General features: G+C 69.8%; 17 protein-coding genes. 10 read left to right on the top strand and 7 right to left on the bottom strand.

What is annotated here, in order from left to right; all coding sequences use genetic code 11:
• Positions 1-6: 6 nt before the first annotated feature.
• Positions 7-1146 carry a Gfo/Idh/MocA family protein gene (locus tag CHC09_RS14980; RefSeq protein ID WP_089293727.1) on the top strand — a complete coding sequence of 380 codons (1140 nt, stop codon included), beginning with the start codon at positions 7-9 and terminating at the stop codon, positions 1144-1146.
• Here CHC09_RS14980 and CHC09_RS14975 read toward each other — a convergent pair.
• From CHC09_RS14975 to CHC09_RS14965, 3 genes are all read right to left on the bottom strand, one after another.
• On the bottom strand, positions 1126-2040 hold the full coding sequence (locus CHC09_RS14975; RefSeq protein ID WP_089293726.1) for a S66 peptidase family protein: 915 nt from the start codon (positions 2038-2040) through the stop codon (positions 1126-1128). The two genes, CHC09_RS14980 and CHC09_RS14975, sit on opposite strands and share 21 nt — an antisense overlap.
• Before the next feature lie 154 nt (positions 2041-2194).
• Positions 2195-3457: a glycosyltransferase family 39 protein gene (locus tag CHC09_RS14970; protein WP_089293650.1), complete on the bottom strand. Its 1263-nt coding sequence runs from the start codon at positions 3455-3457 to the stop codon at positions 2195-2197.
• Positions 3458-3564: 107 nt separating this feature from the next.
• Positions 3565-4341, bottom strand: coding sequence for an SIMPL domain-containing protein (locus tag CHC09_RS14965; RefSeq protein ID WP_089293649.1), 777 nt, complete (start codon positions 4339-4341; stop codon positions 3565-3567).
• 117 nt (positions 4342-4458) lie between these two features.
• On the opposite strand from CHC09_RS14965, the gene CHC09_RS46270 reads away from it, so the two are divergent.
• Genes CHC09_RS46270 through CHC09_RS14950 form a run of 3 tightly spaced genes read left to right on the top strand, consistent with a single transcriptional unit; the run spans position 4459 to position 7320 of the window.
• On the top strand, positions 4459-4626 hold the full coding sequence (locus CHC09_RS46270; RefSeq protein WP_179277098.1) for a hypothetical protein: 168 nt from the start codon (positions 4459-4461) through the stop codon (positions 4624-4626).
• A 55-nt stretch (positions 4627-4681) separates the two neighbouring features.
• Positions 4682-5743 (top strand): multiple monosaccharide ABC transporter substrate-binding protein, encoded by a 1062-nt coding sequence (gene chvE, locus CHC09_RS14955; protein WP_089293647.1) that lies wholly within the window; start codon positions 4682-4684, stop codon positions 5741-5743.
• A 5-nt stretch (positions 5744-5748) separates the two neighbouring features.
• Positions 5749-7320, top strand: a complete 1572-nt coding sequence (locus CHC09_RS14950; RefSeq protein WP_089293725.1) for a methyl-accepting chemotaxis protein — start codon at positions 5749-5751, stop codon at positions 7318-7320.
• Positions 7321-7610: 290 nt separating this feature from the next.
• Here CHC09_RS14950 and CHC09_RS14940 read toward each other — a convergent pair whose 3' ends face one another.
• Together CHC09_RS14940 and CHC09_RS14935 are read right to left on the bottom strand one after the other, a co-directional pair.
• Positions 7611-8087, bottom strand: coding sequence for an HAD domain-containing protein (locus CHC09_RS14940; RefSeq protein ID WP_089293724.1), 477 nt, complete (start codon positions 8085-8087; stop codon positions 7611-7613).
• Positions 8088-8141: 54 nt separating this feature from the next.
• Positions 8142-9959: an Hsp70 family protein gene (locus tag CHC09_RS14935; protein ID WP_089293645.1), complete on the bottom strand. Its 1818-nt coding sequence runs from the start codon at positions 9957-9959 to the stop codon at positions 8142-8144.
• Between the two features lie 70 nt (positions 9960-10029).
• Between CHC09_RS14935 and CHC09_RS14930 the strand changes: the two genes are divergently transcribed.
• Together CHC09_RS14930 and CHC09_RS14925 are read left to right on the top strand one after the other, a co-directional pair.
• Positions 10030-10797, top strand: coding sequence for a phosphotransferase enzyme family protein (locus CHC09_RS14930; RefSeq protein WP_089293644.1), 768 nt, complete (start codon positions 10030-10032; stop codon positions 10795-10797).
• Between the two features lie 97 nt (positions 10798-10894).
• Entirely contained in the window at positions 10895-11464 is a 570-nt protein-coding gene (locus CHC09_RS14925; RefSeq protein WP_089293643.1) for a hypothetical protein, read from the top strand.
• Here CHC09_RS14925 and CHC09_RS14920 read toward each other — a convergent pair.
• A complete protein-coding gene (locus CHC09_RS14920) occupies positions 11454-12368 on the bottom strand; it encodes a serine hydrolase (protein ID WP_239138279.1) in 915 nt (304 codons plus the stop codon). The genes CHC09_RS14925 and CHC09_RS14920 overlap by 11 nt on opposite strands.
• Positions 12369-12494: 126 nt before the next feature.
• On the opposite strand from CHC09_RS14920, the gene CHC09_RS14915 reads away from it, so the two are divergent.
• The 3 genes from CHC09_RS14915 (at position 12495) to CHC09_RS14905 (ending at position 15418) form a co-directional block, all read left to right on the top strand.
• On the top strand, positions 12495-13289 hold the full coding sequence (locus CHC09_RS14915) for an SAM-dependent methyltransferase (protein WP_089293642.1): 795 nt from the start codon (positions 12495-12497) through the stop codon (positions 13287-13289).
• Positions 13290-13801: 512 nt separating this feature from the next.
• Positions 13802-14143, top strand: coding sequence for a TM2 domain-containing protein (locus CHC09_RS14910; RefSeq protein WP_239138280.1), 342 nt, complete (start codon positions 13802-13804; stop codon positions 14141-14143).
• Positions 14144-14818: 675 nt separating this feature from the next.
• A complete protein-coding gene (locus tag CHC09_RS14905) occupies positions 14819-15418 on the top strand; it encodes a mycothiol-dependent nitroreductase Rv2466c family protein (RefSeq protein WP_089293641.1) in 600 nt (199 codons plus the stop codon).
• Positions 15419-15661: 243 nt separating this feature from the next.
• Here CHC09_RS14905 and CHC09_RS48410 read toward each other — a convergent pair whose 3' ends face one another.
• Complete coding sequence (locus tag CHC09_RS48410) at positions 15662-17188, bottom strand: lysylphosphatidylglycerol synthase domain-containing protein (RefSeq protein WP_089293640.1); 1527 nt, start codon at positions 17186-17188, stop codon at positions 15662-15664.
• A 65-nt stretch (positions 17189-17253) separates the two neighbouring features.
• Here CHC09_RS48410 and CHC09_RS14895 point away from each other — a divergent pair, with 65 nt between their 5' ends.
• Positions 17254-17838 (top strand): TetR/AcrR family transcriptional regulator, encoded by a 585-nt coding sequence (locus CHC09_RS14895; protein WP_089293639.1) that lies wholly within the window; start codon positions 17254-17256, stop codon positions 17836-17838.
• Positions 17839-18342: the final 504 nt, after the last annotated feature.

Genomic DNA, 18342 nt, shown 5'->3' with positions numbered 1-18342 from the left:
GTCGGCATGGTCGGCTACGCGTTCATGGGCGCCGCGCACTCCCAGGCCTGGCGCACCGTCAACCACGTCTACGACCTGCCGGTGCCGGTCCGGATGCAGGTGGTGGCCGGCCGGTCCGCGGCGGCGGTGGCCGCCGCGGCCGACCGGCTCGGCTGGGCCGGGCACACCGACGACTGGCGCACGCTGCTCACCCGCGGCGACGTCGACCTGATCGACATCTGCGCGCCGGGTGACGCGCACGCCGAGATCGCGATCGCCGCACTGGCCGCGGGCAAGCACGTACTCTGCGAGAAACCCCTGGCCAACTCGGTGGCCGAGGCCCGCGAGATGGTCGCGGCCGCCTCCGCCGCCCACGATTCGGGGGTACGGGCGATGTGCGGCTTCAACTACCGCCGCGTCCCCGCCGTCGCGCTGATGCGGCGGATGGTCACCGAGGGCCGGCTCGGGACGATCCGGCACGTCCGCGCGTCGTACCTGCAGGATTGGCTCGTCGATCCGTCGTATCCGCTGGTCTGGCGCTTGCGCCGGGAGGTGGCGGGCTCCGGGGCGCTGGGGGACCTCGGCGCTCACATCATCGATCTGACCCAGTTCGTGACCGACCTTTCGATCTCCGCTGTCTGCGCGCTGACGGAGACCTTCGTCAAGTCCCGGCCGCTGCCCTCGTCCCCGCCCGGGACGGGTGAGGTCACCGTGGACGACGCGGTGCTCTTCCTGGCCCGGCTGGGCGACGGCGTGGTGGCGAGTTACGAGGCGACCCGGTTCGCGACCGGCCGCAAGAACGGCCTGCGGGTGGAGATCAACGGTTCGCTCGGGGCGCTGGTGTTCGACTTCGAGCGGATGAACGAGCTGTCGTTCCACTCCACCGAGGCGCCCGCCGACGAGCAGGGCTTCACCCGGGTCCTGGTGACCGAGCCGACGCATCCGTACATGTCGGCGTGGTGGCCGCCCGGCCATCTGATCGGCTACGAACACACCTTCACCCACCAGGCGTACGACCTGGTCCAGGCGATCGCCGCCGGCTCGGACCCCGCACCGTCCTTCGCCGACGCCCTCCAGGTCCAGCTGGTCCTGGACGCCGTGTCCCGCTCCGCCGAGACGTCCTCGTGGATCACCGTCGAACGCTCGTCAGCCGAGCCGTCCGGGTAGGACACCAGCCTCCACGGTCAGCGTCGCGGCGGCGGTGTCGATGGTGGCGCGGGCACCGAGCGGAACGGTCAGCTGGCCGTTGCCGTGGCCCACGCGCAGACCGCCCAGGACCGGGACGCCCAGGCCGCCCAGGCGATCCGCCACCGCTTGAGCCACGGTCCACTGACCGTCGGTGGTCGGGGCGTTGGTGAACTGGCCGATCGCCACCCCGGCGATCCGATCCAGCGCGCCCGAACGGATCAGGTGCGTCAGCATGCGGTCGTAGCTGTACGGCGACTCGTCGGTGTCCTCGAACAACAGGATCGCGCCACGCAGGTCGGGCAGATCCCGGGTGCCCAGGCTCGCCTGCAGCATCGTCAGGTTGCCGCCGAGCAGGGTGCCGGTCGCGACGCCGGGCACCGAGACCGCCGCGCTGGGCTCGGCCGGGTCCCTGGTCAGCACGATCGGATCAGTCGTCATGACCGCCCTGCGGAGCGACTCGATCTCGGCCGGGCCGGTACGCGAATCGGTCCAGTTCACCATCGGACCGTAGAAGCTGACCAGCCCCGCGCCGGTCCAGAGCCGACCACTGAGCACGGTCAGGTCGCTGAAGCCGACGAAGACCCGGGGGTCGCGGCGAACCGCGGCCAGATCGAGCCTGTCGATGATGCGCTGGACACCGTAGCCGCCGCGAGCGGCGAAGACTCCGCGCACGCCGGGGTCGCGGAACGCCGCGTTGAGGTCGGCCAGCCGGGCCTCATCGGTGCCGGCCAGGTAGCCGTACCGGTCGTGCAGATGCGCTCCGGGCTCGACCACCAGGCCGAAGCCCTCCAGGATCTGGATCCCGCGGGCGAGGCGCGTGTCGGGCACGCCGGCCGGGGCGATCACCCGGACCCGGTCGCCGGGCCGCAGCATCGGCGCCCGGACCACCGCCCGCGCACCCGCCCACGCGGACCTGTCCGGCACGGCGGCGGCGCCGGCCCCCGCAACTGCCACAGCGACAAGGGTACGGCGAGAGATCGTCACCCAGGGAACGTTGCCGCGACCGCCGCACCGAGTCAAGCACCGCTCAGATGGCCTGGCCGGAGATGAACGGCAGCCAGCCCGCGTACCAGCCGGACAGCAGTGCTAGGCCGCCGAGCACGATCGTGAGGTCCCGGTTCGAGGCGCGGGCCAGCAGTGCGGCCGGGACGAGCAGCACCGGGAACGCGGGCAGCAGGTGCCGTCCGATCATCGAGATGTGCGTGCTCGTGCCGGTCGCCAGCACCAGCATCGCGGCCGCGAAGACGGTGAGCTGCCACGGCGCGCGGAACGCCAGCAGCACGAGGAGCACGATGAATCCGGCCAGGATCACCAGCGACAGGACACGGATCGGTTTGGCGGCATTGTCGTCGTCGACCCCGATCAGGATGTCCGAGACCATCCCCCAGGTGTTCGCGCCGTGGTCCCAGCGCGCGCCGAAGGTGTTGTGGTGCAGGTCGGTGTATCGGGTGAAGCCGCCGAGGCGCGCGGAGGCGAACCCCAGGTAGGCGAGCAGGCCCGCCGGGGCGAGCAGCATCGCGACGTACGGCCGCCAGCCGCCCCGCCGGGAGACGGCGGCGATCAGGGCGGCCAGGCCCACGGTGCCGATCAGCGCGGCGGCGGTGGGCCGGCTGAGGCCGCTGACCCCGGCGAGCAGGCCGGCGATCAGCCAGCGTTCGGTGAGTACGGCGTAGAGCGCCCAGACCGCCAGCGCGGTGAACAGCGACTCGGTGAACGCGCCGTTCTGCGTCATGGCGGTGGGGACGACCGCCCAGACGGCGGCGAGCATGACGCCGACGCGGTGACCGCCCACCCGCCGGCCGACGGCGTAGAGGCCCCAGGCGGCGGCGATGGCCGAGAGGAGGGAGACGATCAGGCACGCGGTGACGGGCGAGACGAGCGGTAAGAAGGTCAGCGGGCGGGCCAGCCACGGGTAGAGCGGGAAGAACGCCAGGCGCAGTTCGTACGGAACGCCGTCGGCGTCGACCGCGCCGACCGGGCCGCCCAGCCCGCTGCCGGCGATCTTCGTGTACCACCGGCCGTCCCAGGACACCAGCGCGTCCGTGGCCGAGGTGAAGCTGCGCCATTGATTGTTGATCGAGCCGTCCGGGTAGACCTGCCGTCCCGGCGCCCGGGCGTGGGCCTGGGCCGCCAGCATGTACATGATCTCGAGGCTCAGCAGGCGCAGCAGTACGTACAGGCCGATCGCGGGGGCCGCGGTGCGAAGCGCGCTCAGCGGTCCACTTCGGTCCGCCTGCTCAGAGGGGGTCTCCTCCACTCTGTCCGCGCGGGCCGGGACGACGTCGAACATGGGGTGCGCCCTTTCTCGTCCCACACCCCTGGGAGCGCTCCCATATCCCGGCTGGAAACGATCGACTGAAATCGCTGCCTGAGCCTAGCGCATCCGCGGTAGCGGGATCAGCCGGCACGGGACGGTGCCGACGGTGACCCCAGGGCCCATTCCACAGTGACGCTCACCGCTACCCGCTGCCGGCCCGGCTCGATCGGCATCGGTGCGGCCATCAGCGCCCGGTGATCCTTCCAGACCGGCTCCTCCCCGCCGCCGGAGGCCCCCTCGGTCACCCTGACGACCCGGCCGAGCGACCTGCCCGCCTCACGGGCATACAGTTCGGCCTTTCCACGGGCGTCGGCGAACGCCTTCTTACGCGCTTCGGTGAGCAGTGCGGCGTCGTTCTCGATCGTGAAGGAGACGCCGTTCAGCCGCCCCGCGTCACCGGCCGCCGCGATCGCCGCGGACATGGTCGCCCCGGCCCGCGGCAGATTCCGGATCTTCGCGGTGAGCCCCTGGTTCACGGTGTACCCGGTGATCTTCTGATCGTCGTCCAGGTTCGAACTGATGTTGACGTTCGACGTCTGAAGATCGGACTTGGCGGTCCCGGCACGGACGAGCGCGTCCCGCATCCGGGTGGCCGCCGCGTCGGCGCGGCTCAGGGCTTCGTCGACTTTGGCCGCCACTGTCTGCACAGCGAACTCGGCGGCGAGCGTGTCCGGCTCACCGAACACCTCGCCCTCCCCGGTGACCAGCACACTCTCCCGGTCCTGATCGGCGGACGGGGAGTCCACCGCGGCGTGGGTGGAGGCGGCCGCCGGCTGGCCGCTGAGCGGCACGGTCGAGAGCATGGCGAGGGTCGCCAGGACGACGGGAACCGGCGCCGGAACGCGTGATCTATCCATTTGTACTATTTAAGCAGCTATGCAGCGCTTCATCGTGCATTCCGCGCCCGATCTCGAGACGGGTTTGCACCGGTTCGGCAACTCAATCTCCCCGCGTGGGTGCCGACCGTGCTGGTTGTGGAAAACGCTGCTTACACCTCCGCCTGGTACGTCCGCCACCCGGACGGCGCGCTGAGCGCGGTGTCCGACCTCCGGGCCGACGACACCGCAACACGCCGCCCCGGCACGGGACCGCGCGCCACCGACGTGGCCGGCAAGAAGGTTGTGGCCGAAGGTCCGGAATAGCCCTCCTCCCCCACCCCCGAAGGCCGATCATTGGGGGAATGGAGGGGGGTGCGCCATGCGCTGTTTCGTCGTCATGGTGATGGTGCTTGCCACGATGACCGCCTGCGGTGCGGACGAGACGGCCGTCGCGGAGCCGGACCGGGGGACCATCGGGATCGCGATGCCAACCACCACATCCATCCGGTGGGTCGGCGACGGCAAGAGCATGGCCCAGCAGTTCCAGCTGCTGGGTTACAAGACCGACATGCAGTACGCCGAGGATGTCATCGACGACCAGATCAGCCAGATCAAGGGCATGATCTCGAACGGTGTGAAGGCGCTGGTGGTCGGCGCGATCGACGGGACGGCGCTCAAGGCCGTACTGGCCGACGCGGCCAACGCGAAGATCCCGGTGATCTCCTACGACCGGCTGATCCGCGACACCCCGAACATCACCTACTACGCCACCTTCGACAACTTCAAGGTCGGTGTGCTGCAGGGCAACACGATCGTCAAGGCGCTCAACCTCAAGGGCACCGAGGGCACGGACAACATCGAGCTGTTCGCCGGGTCGCCGGACGACAACAACGCCACGTTCTTCTTCAACGGGGCGATGAGTGTGCTCAAGCCGTACCTTGACTCCGGCCGTTTGAAGGTCCCCTCCGGTGAGACCTCCTTCAAGGAGGTCGCCACCATGCGCTGGGACAACGCGCTCGCGAAGAAGCGGATGCAACGCCTGCTCGCGGGCCCGCTGAAAGGCATCAAGCTGAATGCGGTGCTCGCCCCGAACGACGGAGTCGCCCGCGCCGTCCTGGAAGCGTGCCAGGAAGCCGGATACAAGAAGCCGCCCGTGATCACCGGCCAGGACGCCGAGCTGGACTCGGTGAAGCTGATCGCCGCCGGGGAGCAGACCGAGACCGTCTACAAGGACACCCGGGAGCTCGCCAAGGTCGCGGTGCAGATGACCAACTCGCTGCTGCTCGACCAGCCTGTCCCGGTCAATGACGACAAGACGTACGACAACGGTGTCAAGGTGGTCCCGACGTTCCTGTTGCAACCGGTGAACGTGGACCGCGCCAACTACGAGCGGGTGCTGGTCGAGGGTGGGTTCTACACCGCCGACCAGCTCGCGGGGTGAGCCCGATGATCCAGCGCTTCCTCGACCTGTCGGTCCGCACCAAGCTGGCCATCCTGGTCGCCGCCAGCCTGGCCGCCCTGGCCACCTGCCTCGCAGTGACCATGGTCAACAACGGGCGGAACACCACCGCCGCCAATGAACTGGAGAACCTGAACTCGGCCAGCGCGCTGGTGCTGCAGCTGGACCGGTTGGCGAGCGAGATGCGCGCCAGCGGCTACCAGGCGATCCTGCGCAGTGATCCGGCCAAACAGGTCGCCCTGCTCAAGGACCAGGTCGACTCGGCCAACAAGATGATCACCGAGCTCGAGGCGATCGACCTGCCCGCCGGCCTGGACACGCCGGTCGCCCGGATCAAGGACGTGACCGCCGACTACACCGCGACGCTCACCCGGTTCGTCGCCGGCGCCGCCGCCGACCAGGCCGGCGCCCGGCTCGCCTGGGAGCAGGTCGGTGTCGACAACTACCTGATGAGCGCGGTGCTGGCGAACGAGCGGGCGCTCTTCCTGGACACCGTCGACCGGGCCAACGTGCTCGCCGAGCAGCGCCGGACCAACGCCCAGCGCGTCCTCTGGCTGACCGTCGTGCTCGCCGCCATCGCGGTCATCGTGCTCGCCTACCTGATCGTCAAGTCGGTCACCAAGCCGCTGGAGCGGGTCCGCGGCGCTCTGCAGGCGATGGCGGACGGCGACCTGACCGTCTCCGCCGACGTGCGCGGGCGGGACGAGGTCGGCCAGATGGCCCGCGCCCTCGACGAGGCGCAGACCAACACCCGCAAGATGATCTCCTCGGTGGCCGGTTCCGCCCAGGCGGTCGCCGCCGCCGCCGAGCAGCTCACCGCCACGGCGAGCACCATGTCGCGCTCCGCCGAGCAGGCCGCCACCCAGGCACAGACCGCCTCGACGGCCGCCTCGAGCGTCAACGAGAACGTCTCCAGCGTCGCCATGGGCACCGATCAGATGGGCGAATCGATCCGCGACATCGCCCACAACGCCACCGAGGCGGCCCGGGTCGCCGCGCAGGCCGTCACGGTCGCCGACTCGACCACGGCCCAGGTCGGCAAGCTCGGCGAGTCGTCCGCCGAGATCGCCACCGTGATCAAGGTGATCACCAGCATCGCCGAGCAGACGAACCTGCTGGCGCTGAACGCCACCATCGAGGCCGCCCGCGCCGGAGAGCTGGGCAAGGGCTTCGCGGTCGTGGCCGGCGAGGTCAAGGAACTCGCCCAGGAGACCGCTCGCGCCACCGATGACATCTCCCAGCGCGTCCAGGCCATCCAGGCCGACACCGCGGGCGCGGTCGCCGCGATCGGCGAGATCACCTCGGTGATCGCCAGCATCAACGACTACCAGGCCACCATCGCGGCCGCCGTCGAGGAGCAGACCGCCACCACCGAGGAGATGAGCCGCAGCGTGGCCCTGGCCGCCGCCGACGCTGGCGACATCGCGGCCAACATCACCGGCCTGGCCACCGCCACCGCGGTCAGCACGGAGGGTATCGCCCAGTCCCAGCAGGCGGTCACCGAGCTCAGCAAGATGGCCAACAACCTGCAGGCCATGGTCAGCCACTTCCGCTACTGAAAACCACGCGGTGCGGGCGCGGGCGCCTCACCTCCCGCTCAAGACCTTCCTTCCCGCGTACGAACAATGGGGCCGGCGTCCGTAGGCCTCGCGGCCACGCCCCGTGCGGATCTCGCGCGAGGGCCTCGCGGTGCCGGGCCGCAACGCGATCCCGGCCTCCTGCCGGTCCTTGAGCGAGGGCCTCCCGGCGCCAAGCCACAACGCGATCCCGGCCTCCTGCCGGTCCTTGAGCGAGGGCCTCGCGGTGTCGAGCCGCAACGCGCTTCCGGACACCGCGTGTCCGGATTCGATCACTTGTTGATCATTATCCAGGCGCGGACGGCGGCGAAGTCGGCGTCGACCAGGCCGTTGAACGGATGCACCCGGCGCAGCAGGGCACGGCCGGGATGATGCGCGGTGACCCAGCGCTGGTCGGCGTCGGTGACCTCGTCGTCAAGCCAGACGAACGGGCGCCCGGCCGCCCACCTGACCAGAAACGCCGTCTTCCAGTGCAGACCGTCCACCGGGCCCTCGTCGGGCCACTCGACGACGGGCAGTTCCGGCAACCCCAGCCGCGGCGAGATGACCTCGTTGGCCTCCTCCATCCAGGTGGTCGCCCAGACCAGGTCACCTGGGAGGGCCCGCAACCGCGGCCCGTCCGCCGGGTCGATCCGCTCCAGCAGCGGATTGCCCCCGGCGGGCTCCGCCGGCACACCGGGCACGACGCGGGCCCGGAGCGGGATCACGGTCCCGTCGACGTCGAGGAAGATCAGCGGACGCGTGGTCATCGCCGCATCCTCCTCGCTCGAGATCCCGATCGCCACGGTTGTCGCCGATCAGTTTCAGGCCCGGACCAGGGCCAGCAGGCGCTGACCCCACCAGACGGCGACAGCGAGGCCGAGCCCGACGCCGAAGACACCCACCGCCCGGGGATCGGCGATGAAGAACCCGAAGACCCCCAGCACCACCGCGGTGATGCCCTGCAGCACCCGGATCCGGAACAGCAGCAACGCGATCCCGACCCCGATCAGCGCCCCACCGACCCGGCTCACCACCGCTCCCCAGTTCTCCGCACCCGCGGGGAATGACTCCCGCACGGTCAGCGCGAACAGCAGACTCCCGACGCTCAGGATCAGCGTCGCGACCAGCGGAAACTCCACGAACACCGGGGGACTCAGCCGGCGCCGCACGAGCACGGCGACGGCGGCGGCCAGCAGGGCTGCCGGCAGGACCGGCAGCAACGCCCACTGCAGCGGCTCCGCGAACGGCACCACCAGGTACAACCCGGCGGCCACCGCGTACAGCGCCGCCACCGTGACCCCGAACGCGTCCCCGGTCAGCAGACCCGCCGACACCTGCCCGGCCGCGTCCCAGCGCCCCCGCAGCCCGGCGTCCCGGGCCAGCGCCGCCCCGATCCACGGCCCGGCGGCCAGGCACAACACCAGCGCGAGCACCCCCGCGATGGCCAGCTCACCCCAGCTCGACGCGGTCGCCCCGCGGGTCGTGAAGACGAAGTGCCCGAACAGCGCCACCGACACCAGCCCGGGCAGCAGCAGCCCGCAGGTCCGCAGGACGGTCAGCTTCGGCACCGCGGGCGCCGGTTCGCTCTCCGGCGCCGCCGCGCCCTCCGCCTCGGCGACCCCGAGCACGACGGCCGCCCCGGGCAGCGTCGCCACCCGCACCGGGACACCGAGCCGCTGTTCCAGCACCTGCGGCACGGCCGGCATCGCGGCGACCGCGCCGACCGCGTACACCGCGGCCAGGTCGGCGGGTTCCAACGCGGCCGCCCGGAGCACCTCCGACGCCAGCTCGGCCACGCGTGCCAGGACCGGTTCGGCGGCCCGCTCGACGAGGGTGGTGCTGAGCACGACCGCCGCTCCGGGCGCGGGCAGCGGCACGGTCACGGCCGGCTGTCGCGAAACCGCCTCCTTGCCGGTACGCAGCACCACCACCGTCCCGGGGGAAGCCGCCCGCAACACCGCCCCGGCCCCCTCGGCCGCCCCGCTGTCGGTCTTCAGGAGCATCGTCACCAGGCGATCGTCGATGGCGTTGCCGCCCACATCCGGGTCCGCGACCGTGGCCAGCACCTCGGCACCGCCCGGATCGGAGCGCACGACGCTGACCTCGACGGTCGCGCCGATGTCGCACACGAGAACGAAACGGCCCGCCCCCGGGTCCGGACCGGTCCCGCCCTCGATGGAGAGCACCGCCGCGACCGGCGCCTCGACGAGCTGCGGCCGGCCGAGACCGGCCTGATGCGCGGCCTGACGGAGCCAGGTCCGCCGGCCCGGGTCCCACCCCGCCGGCACGCTCATCCGGACGTCCACCGGCAGCGTCCCGGCGATCCGGACCGCCTCGTCCACGATCGGGCGCAGGCCGGCGGTGACCAGGTCCACGACGTCGACGACTCGGCCGCGCACCTTGACCGTCCCGATCCCCTCGGCCAGCGGCGCCGCCACGAACCCGCCGGGATCGGCCTCCGCCAGCCGCCATGCCGCGGCGCCCGCCGTGATCACGCCGTCCTTTCCGATGTGGACGGCGCTGGACGGCTCCGCCGTACCATCGACGACCAGCGCCGACCAGGGGCGATCCGGCCAGGTCAGCACCGCCCGGATGCACGCGGTGCCGTAGTCGATCGCCAGGCGCGGGCCGGTCTGCATGCAGCACAGTGAAACAGAAGATCACCGATGAGTCGATCGCGCCGACGGCCCCTTCTCGGATGATGTTCCGATGATCGAACGCGAGACCCTGACCGGCGGCATCAACGAGGTCGTCCGCATCGGCGACAAGGTCCACCGCCCCACCGGCCCGTGGTCACCACGAGTCCACGACCTGCTCCGGCACCTCGCCTCCACCGGCTTCACCGGCGCGCCGCGGTTCCACGGGGTCACCGAGGACGGCTACGAGATTCTCGACTTCCTGCCCGGTGAGGTGTCGAACTTTCCGCTGATCCCGGCCGCGGTCTCGGTCCCGGCTCTCGTGTCGGCGGCCGAGTTGCTCCGGGCCTACCACGACGCCACCGCCGGGTTCGCCCGGTCCGCACCCCGCGACGGATGGCAGCTACCGGCTCTCGATCCGGTCGAGGTGATCTGCCACGGGGACTACGCACCGTACAACTGCGTGCTGGACGGCGACCGGACAGCCGGGGTGTTCGACTTCGACCACGCCCGCCCCGGGCCACGCCTCTGGGACGTCGCCTACGCCGCCTACCGCTGGGCGCCGCTGACCGCACCGGGCAGCACCGACGCGCTCGGCGACCCCGCGGAGCAGGCCGCTCGACTGCGATTGTTCTGCGATCGCTACGCCCTCGACGCGCTCTCCCGCGCCGCGCTGATCGACACGGTGGTCGTCCGGCTGCACACGATGGTCGACTTCATGCGGGCCCAGGCCGCCGCCGGCAACGCCGCGTTCGCGGGTCACCTGGCCGCCGGCCACCACCTCCAATATCTGGGCGACGCCGACTACGTGCAGACCCACCGCTCGACCTTCAGCGTCTGAACCGGCGCTGGACGGGGTTGGGCCGGCGAACTCGGCCGGTCATCGCACTTGATTGGTGACAGCCTCTGGAGTTGCCGGCCGCTCCGACAATGACGCCATGACGGACGTCGATCCGGTGAAAAAGCCACGACTGACCGATCTCCTGCTCTACATGCTCGCATTTCTGCTCGGCGCCTTCGGCTTCATGTTCGTTCGGCGCTATATCCCGTTCCTGGTGGCGTCGATGTTCATATCGGACATGCTCGGCCAGGTCGGGGCCCGACCGGCGGCGTTCGCCGCGCTGATCACGCTGGTGGCGTTGCCGATGAACATCGCGTACTGGCTACCCTCCGCGTGGCCCGGCATCAGGTCCGTCTTCAACGGCACCGATCTGCCCGAATCACCGGTCCGAGCGAGATGGCAACGACGCGGCGACGAACTGGTCAGGATACTGCTGGGCGTCAGCGCGGCGTTGATCGTCTTCGAAGGCATCGCGGATCCGCGTGTCGCGCCGACCGCGCCGATCCTGGCGGTCGTCATCCTGGGCCCGATCGCACTGTCCCAATTGACGACCAAACTGATCGACCTACTCAAACGGGGCTGGCGCCGCTGGACCAGCCGGGGCTATCAGCCCCGGCACCTGGCGCCGGCCGAGCCCGCTCAGAGCGGCGATCAGCTCAGTACTTGAGATACTGCCGGGTCAGCTTGGCGACCTTTTCGACCAGAACGATGCCGCTCTCCTGGGACTTGTTGTTGTGGGAGAGCACGGCGACCGACACGTCCACGTCCTCGCCGTCGATGACGCGGCCGATCGTGTTGACCGCCCAGAGGCCGCCGTCCGCCGATCGGGTGTCCCAGCCGTTCTTGACAGTGAACGTCTCGCCGGTCTTGGCGATCGCCGGGACGCCCCAGTCCTGCTGAGCGTTGACCGTGTTCATCAGCTTGAACGCGGCCTTGCGGGAGTCAGCGTCCAGCGGGCCCTTGGTGTCGACGAGCTCGGCGAGCAGCTTGATCTGGTCGCGCGCGGTGGTCTTGGTCAAACCCCACGAGGTGACGACGTTGGTGTCGGTCAGCCCGAACCGCTTGTTGCACTTGGTGACCGCGGCCGTACCGCCGATCTTCGTGAACAGTGCGGTGGTCGCATTGTTGTCGCTGAGCTGGATCATCGGCTTGGCGAGGTTCATCTCGCTGGCGCTGGGCTCGCGGTCGGCGTCCTGGTCCTTGAGCAGCATGCAGGCGAGGATCTGCGCCTTGACGATGCTGGCGGTGTCGTACTGCTCATCGCCCCGGTAGGCGTACGTCTCACCGGTCTTCTTGTCCTGGACCGCGACGGAGAACTCCGGTGACGTGGCAGTCAGCTTCTTCAACGCGGCGGTGAGCTGTTTCTCCCGCTTGAGGCGCTCAGCCTTCGCCAACTCCTCGGGACTGGGCCCGGTCGGCGTGGGCGAAGCGGTCGGCCCGCCGAGGTTGAGCGCGCTCGGAAGCAGGCCCTCACCTCCGGAGCCGTCGCTGAGACCCGCATAGATCAGGCCGCCGCCGCCGAAGACCACGACCGCCGCCACAGCCAAGATTCCGACTCGGTAACGCTGCACCCGTGCATAGTGCCGCGTTCGGCGCCGATCGACAAATCACCATACTCTGGGCACATAATCGATCACGAACAGTGACCGCCCGGCGGCCGATGTCGCCACACCCCGCTTCCTATTAGGATCTTCGGCGTGACGATCGACAAGCTCGACACCGGGGTCCCGCACCCGGCCCGCCGGTACAACTACTGGCTGGGTGGCAAGGACAACTTCGCTGCCGATCGAGAGTCCGGCGACCTGCTCGCCAAGGCATACCCCGCTGCTCGCACAGCGGCCCGGGCCAACCGCGCCTTCCTGCGACGCGCGGTCGGTTTTCTGGCCGGCGAGGCCGGCATCCGCCAGTTCCTGGACATCGGCACCGGCCTGCCCACCGCGGACAACACGCACCAGGTGGCGCAACGCGTCGCCCCGGAGAGCCGGATCGTCTACGTCGACAACGACCCGATGGTGATGGTCCACGCCCGGGCGCTGCTGACCAGCACCCCGGAGGGCCAGACCCGCTACCTGGAGGCGGACCTGCGCGATCCGGCGAGGATCCTGACCTCGCTGGAGATCCTCGACCTGTCCCAGCCGGTCGCACTGATCCTCGTGGCGGTCGTACATTTCCTGCCCGAGCACGCCCGTTCCGTGGAGATCGTCCGCACCCTGGTCGACGCCCTGCCCTCCGGCAGCTACCTGACGATGACGATGGCGACCACCGACTTCCTGACCCCGGAGTTGAAGGCAAGCTGGGACGAATCACTGCGAACCGGGCGTTCGGACGTCCATCCGCGCACCCGCGCCGGCTTCGAGGAGTTCTTCACCGGCCTCGAACTGATCGAACCTGGCGTCTCCGCGATCAGCGAATGGCGTCCCGACCCGGCCGCCGAGGAGCACCCGACGCCGGTCGAGGCCTCCCTCTTCGGAGCCGTCGCCCGCAAACCCTGATCACGTTCGCCGGGGCCGCTCCGCCCACGGAGCGCCGGGACCATCGGTTCCAGCACCTCGGACCCCGGGGTCCGGCCAGCGCCAGGGCCATCAACCGTGGGCCCGGGCCCACCCAGCACCAGAGCAACCAACCGCGAACCCGAGGGTAAGGTCCCGCGCACCGCCAAGACCACCAACCGCTAACTCGAGGGTTTGGTCCCGCCAGGCGCCAGAACCACCAATCGCGGACCCGAGGGCTTGGACCCACCAAGTGCCAGAACCACCAACCGCAGACCCGAGGGTAGGGTCGCCAAGCGCCAGAACCACCAACCGCGGACCCGAGGGTTTAGTCCAGCCCAGCCCAAGACCACCAATCGGGGACCCGGGGGTCCACTCAGTGCCAGAACCGCCAGTTCCCCTCACCGCTCGCGCGGGAACGGATCCCTGGCGCCGCGACCGCTGGTTCCGGGACCATTGATTCCCGGATCGCTGGCGGTGGGACCGCTGGCGTCCGGACCGCTATCGTTGCCCGAATGGAATTAGAGCAGGGCCAGGCCGTCCTTCCGGAATGGGAGCGTCTGCGTTTGCTGCGCGCCGAGTCGGAATACGACGCAATCAAGAAGAACCCCAGGATTGCGTACGCGATCTGGTGCGCCGCCGGCATCTTCGGCGGCCACCGCTTCTATCTCGGCGACACCGGCCGTTCGATCGCCATGCTCTTCACTCTCGGCGGCCTCGGCGTCTGGTCCCTGATCGACGTCTTCTTCATCGCCCGCCGGGTCCGCACGGTCAACCACGCTCGCCGCGCCGCCGTGATGGCCCGATACGGCATCCTCGACGCGGCAATGGTCGGGGTCGCGGACCCCTCGAACTGACCTGCCCAGCCGAGTCCTCAGCACCGCCACCAGACCAGCCGAGACCTGACGGTCAACGCCCGGCCCGGCCGGGCCGGACTGGGGACAGGCGACCGACACGTTGCCGGACCGAACCCGACTGCAAACGAGCGACCAGCACCGTTGCCCAACCCGACCGGGTTCCGGACAAGCGACCAGCACCCCGCTCAGCCCAACCGAACCGCGGACGAACGACCAGCACCGTTGCCCAACCCGACCGGGTTCCGGACAAGCGACCAGCACCCCGCTCAGCCCAACCGAACCGCGGACGAACGACCGGCACCCCGCTCAGCCCAACCGGGTTACGGACGAACGACCGGCGTCCTTCTCAGCCCGACCGGATTCGGGACGGGCGACCGATAGCCTGTCCAACCAGACCGGATTGCGAGCGGACGGCGACACCCCGCCCGGCCAAGCCGGGCCAAGACCCGGCACCCAACTGAACTCCCTGCGCGTGGCCTCGAACCGGCGACGTTTCGGCATCCATGGCATCGAACCTATTCAGCGCGACGCGGGGCCGCATCAGACCAGGGTCTGATGTTCGGCGTACCACGCTGGTCCGATGCATTGGCCCATTCGCTTGCGCCAGGATTGGCACTTGGGACGGACGATTCCAGGCCCTAGCGTTGGCCCGGCAACTCAGTGAGGAGCATTCTGATGACCACTGTCGACCTGTATTTCGACGCCGCCTGCCCGTTCGCCTGGATCACGTCGCGCTGGATCCTCGAGGTCCGCCCGTTGCGCGACTTCGACCTGCGCTTCCGCCCCATGAGTCTGTACGTGTTGAACGAGGGCCGAGAGCTCCCAGAGTGGTACCGCGATCTCGTCGACCGCTCGCTCGGCCTGGCCAGGGTAGTGACCGCCGCCGCCGAGCAGCACGGCGAGCAGGTGCTCGGCGACCTCTACACCGCGCTCGGCACCCGCATCCACAAACAGGGCCAGAAGGACTTCACGGCGGTGATCCCACAGGCGCTCGCCGAGGTGGGCCTACCCGCCTCGCTGGCGGAGGCCGCGCACGTGACCGATTGGGATGAAGCCCTGCGCAAGTGCCACCACGAGGGCATGGACCCGGTCGGCGAGGATGTCGGCACCCCGACGATCCACATCGACGGAGTGGCCTTCTTCGGCCCGGTCCTCAACCGGATCCCACGCGGCGAGGAAGCCGCCCGCCTCTTCGACGCCGCCCGGACCATGGCGAACTATCCGGGATTCTTCGAGCTCAAGCGCACCCGGACGGGCGGGCTGCACTTCGACTGACAGGAAACGGCACAGCCGGACCACGGTCACCGCGCCAGCGCGCCAATTCCGCTCGGGGCCCGCCAAATCGCCGGGACAGATCCACTCCGGGAGCCTCCGCTCCAGCGCAACAAGATCGGCCCGGGCAGCCTCCGCGTCAGCGCAATAAAGCGACCTCGGCGACCTTCGTGTTCGTGTCACCGCGACAGATCGACCCAGAGAGCCCCGCCCCAGCGGGACAGATCGACCCGGGCAGCCTCCGCGTCAGGGCGACGATTCCACGAGCGCGGCCGGGACTCGCGGCCGCAAGACCGAAGCCATCGAGAAACCGATCGGCCGGGCTGGGATACGGCGCAGTCCGAGGTAGGTGAGCAGGCCGACCGGCAGGATCAGCCAGAAGGAGACGAGCCGGTAACCGAGGACGGCGGCGGTTGCGACGGCCGGGAAGGCACCCATGCTCAGGGCGGTGACCAGGCTCGCTTCGACGAAGCCGAGTCCACCGGGGCTGAGCGGAATCTGACGGACCACCTGCGCGACCAGATAGGCGGCGCCGACGGTTCGCCAACCCGCCGGAAGGTCGCAAGCCTGGGCGGCGGCGACCAGGCAGAAGGCGTCCGCGGCCCAGTTCAGCGCGGACCAGAGGACAGCTGTGGCGCCGTCGCGGGGACGGATCGAACGGGCGGCGGTCACTGCCGCCGTCCACTCCCGGCGGATCCGGGCAGCGAGTTTCCGGAACGCGCCGCTGGCCAAGCCCACAGGCAACAGCGAATCGCCGCCCTTCCACGCGGCACGCAGTGAGCCACTACCTTCCTTTACGGAAAGCAGCGAACCACCGCTGCCCGCCGCGGAAGGCTGTTGCCCACTGTCGTCCGTTGCGGAAGGCAGCAAGCCACCACCGCCCCTTTGCGACGGCAGCGAACCACCGCCACCCATTGCGGAAGGCAGCAAGCCACCACCGCCCCTTTGCGACGGCAGCGAACCACCGCCGCCCATTGCGGAAAGCAGCAAGCCAGCGCCGCCCGCCGCGGAAGGCAGCTGACCACTGCCGCCCGTTGCGGAAGGCAGCAAGTCACCGCCGCCCGTCTGGGACGGCAGCGGACCACCGCCGCCCATTGTGGAAAGGAGCGAGGCAGCGCCGTTCGCTGCGGAAGGCAGCTGGCCACTGCTGTCAGTTGCAGATGGCAGGTGGTTCGGGTGGGCTGGTCGCGGGTTGCGAGGGCGGGTGCGGATCGCTGTGATCAGGGCGGAGATCAGCACGACGGCGGCGGCGATCGCCTCGTAGGAGGCCGAGTGCCACCAGGTCAGGAGCACGGTCGGGCCGAATGCCAGGACGCAGACCGCGAGCAGGCCGGTCATGGAGGCGATCAGGGACAGGGCGGTGACCGTGGCGGCGGTGGCGGCGGTCGCGCCGCGGCGCCGGTACTGCTGGACGGCATAGGCCGCCGACACCGCCGACCCGGCCGGCAGGACCAGGCTGATCGCGGACCTGCTGTAGGTGATGGCCAGGGCCGTCACCGGGGAGACGGTCACCCCCGCGGCCCGGAGCAGGTGGCGTTGTTGCAGGGCGAAAGCGGCCTGCGACACCACCTGCGCGGCGAGCGCGGCGACCACCCAGCGCACGTCCGCCGTACGCAGGATGGCCCAGATGGCGCCGGGGGCCGGAAGGCAGCCGTACATCGTGACCGAGACGGCGGCCACGATGAGCACGAGCGCGGCGAATTTTGGCAGCCATCGCCATCTCCGTGGCCGATGTGCGGCGTCCCTCCCGGTGTTCACGCCACTCAGCCTCATCCTTCTTTGCACTCCAGGCAAGTTTGCACTTTGAGAAGTGGCCCATGTCGCACTAGGGTTGCGGTGTGGAGGAGAATCTCGGGCTGCGCGAACGCAAGAAGTTGGCCACCCGGATGGCACTGCACGAGGCTGCCGTCCGGCTGGCGGCCGAGCGTGGCGCGGACAATGTCACGATCGACGCCATCGCGGAAGCGGCGGGGGTCTCACGGCGAACGTTCACGAACTATTTCGCGAACAAGGAAGAAGTCTTCTACTACCGCGACGCCTACCGGATGCGCCGGCTGTGCGAGTCGATCCGGCAACAGCCGGCCGCCGACCCGTGGACGGTGCTCACCGGTGCGGCCCAGGGGCTGCTGACCGAGGCGTTCACCGACGCCGACACCACCTGGTTGAGCCAGCGTCGCGAGCTGCATCGTGACCCGAACCATCTCGCGCACCAGATCGCGGCGTACACGGCGATCGAGCGCGACCTCGCCGGCGTGGTCGCCGCCCGGGTTCCGGGCCCGGACTCGGAGCTACGGGCCCGGGCGCTGGTCGCAACGTTCATGACCGCGTTGCGCACCAGCGTCCAGTACTGGCTCGACCACCCGGAGACGTCACTGCCGGACACATTCCGCAAGGTCGCTGCCATGGTCGCCCCGACCGGCTGACTCTTACTCCTGCGCCGGTCACCACCGCCAGCGGAGTCGGCTGGCGGCGCAGTGCCGTCCGAACCGACGACACCACCAGGAGCACCAGCTCAAGGCCCGCCATCCCCGCCGCGAATCTCGTGAGGGATCCCAACCTCGCACCTACCCAAGGCGGCCGCTTTTATTTCGACCTTGGCAAGTTATGGCTGATACCTGGGCATAGGTTGCCAAGATCCGAAGCGGGTTGAGCGATCCGGCGAAGGCTGCACTCCGTGAGGAAAACGGGTTGGGCGACCCAGCGAAGGTTGCCCCCGCGAGGAAAGCGAGCTGAACGACCCAGCGGAGGTTGTACCCGCGAGGAAGCGAGCCGAACGACCAAGCCGAGGCAGCACCCGCAAGGAAGCGAGCTGAACGACCAAGCCGAGGCAGCACCCGCGAGGAAGCGAGCTGAACGACCATGCCGAGGTTGCGCCCCCGAGTAAAGCCGATCGAGCGACCCCGCAGGCGTTGCACTCCGTGAGGAAG

This window comes from Actinoplanes regularis (assembly GCF_900188005.1).
In the GTDB taxonomy this organism is placed as follows: domain Bacteria; phylum Actinomycetota; class Actinomycetes; order Mycobacteriales; family Micromonosporaceae; genus Actinoplanes; species Actinoplanes regularis.
This window is presented reverse-complemented; position numbering and strand designations above follow the sequence as displayed.

Excerpts from the sequence above, each read along its gene's own strand:
- CHC09_RS14980 (WP_089293727.1), top strand. The coding sequence starts at position 7 with ATGGTCGGCTACGCGTTCATGGGCGCCGCGCACTCCCAGGCCTGGCGC.
- CHC09_RS14975 (WP_089293726.1), bottom strand. The coding sequence starts at position 2,040 with ATGCTGCGGCCCGGCGACCGGGTCCGGGTGATCGCCCCGGCCGGCGTG.
- CHC09_RS14970 (WP_089293650.1), bottom strand. The coding sequence starts at position 3,457 with ATGTTCGACGTCGTCCCGGCCCGCGCGGACAGAGTGGAGGAGACCCCC.
- CHC09_RS14965 (WP_089293649.1), bottom strand. The coding sequence starts at position 4,341 with ATGGATAGATCACGCGTTCCGGCGCCGGTTCCCGTCGTCCTGGCGACC.
- chvE (WP_089293647.1), top strand. The coding sequence starts at position 4,682 with ATGCGCTGTTTCGTCGTCATGGTGATGGTGCTTGCCACGATGACCGCC.
- CHC09_RS14950 (WP_089293725.1), top strand. The coding sequence starts at position 5,749 with ATGATCCAGCGCTTCCTCGACCTGTCGGTCCGCACCAAGCTGGCCATC.
- CHC09_RS14940 (WP_089293724.1), bottom strand. The coding sequence starts at position 8,087 with ATGACCACGCGTCCGCTGATCTTCCTCGACGTCGACGGGACCGTGATC.
- CHC09_RS14935 (WP_089293645.1), bottom strand. The coding sequence starts at position 9,959 with ATGCAGACCGGCCCGCGCCTGGCGATCGACTACGGCACCGCGTGCATC.
- CHC09_RS14930 (WP_089293644.1), top strand. The coding sequence starts at position 10,030 with ATGATCGAACGCGAGACCCTGACCGGCGGCATCAACGAGGTCGTCCGC.
- CHC09_RS14925 (WP_089293643.1), top strand. The coding sequence starts at position 10,895 with ATGACGGACGTCGATCCGGTGAAAAAGCCACGACTGACCGATCTCCTG.
- CHC09_RS14910 (WP_239138280.1), top strand. The coding sequence starts at position 13,802 with ATGGAATTAGAGCAGGGCCAGGCCGTCCTTCCGGAATGGGAGCGTCTG.
- CHC09_RS14905 (WP_089293641.1), top strand. The coding sequence starts at position 14,819 with ATGACCACTGTCGACCTGTATTTCGACGCCGCCTGCCCGTTCGCCTGG.
- CHC09_RS48410 (WP_089293640.1), bottom strand. The coding sequence starts at position 17,188 with ATGAGGCTGAGTGGCGTGAACACCGGGAGGGACGCCGCACATCGGCCA.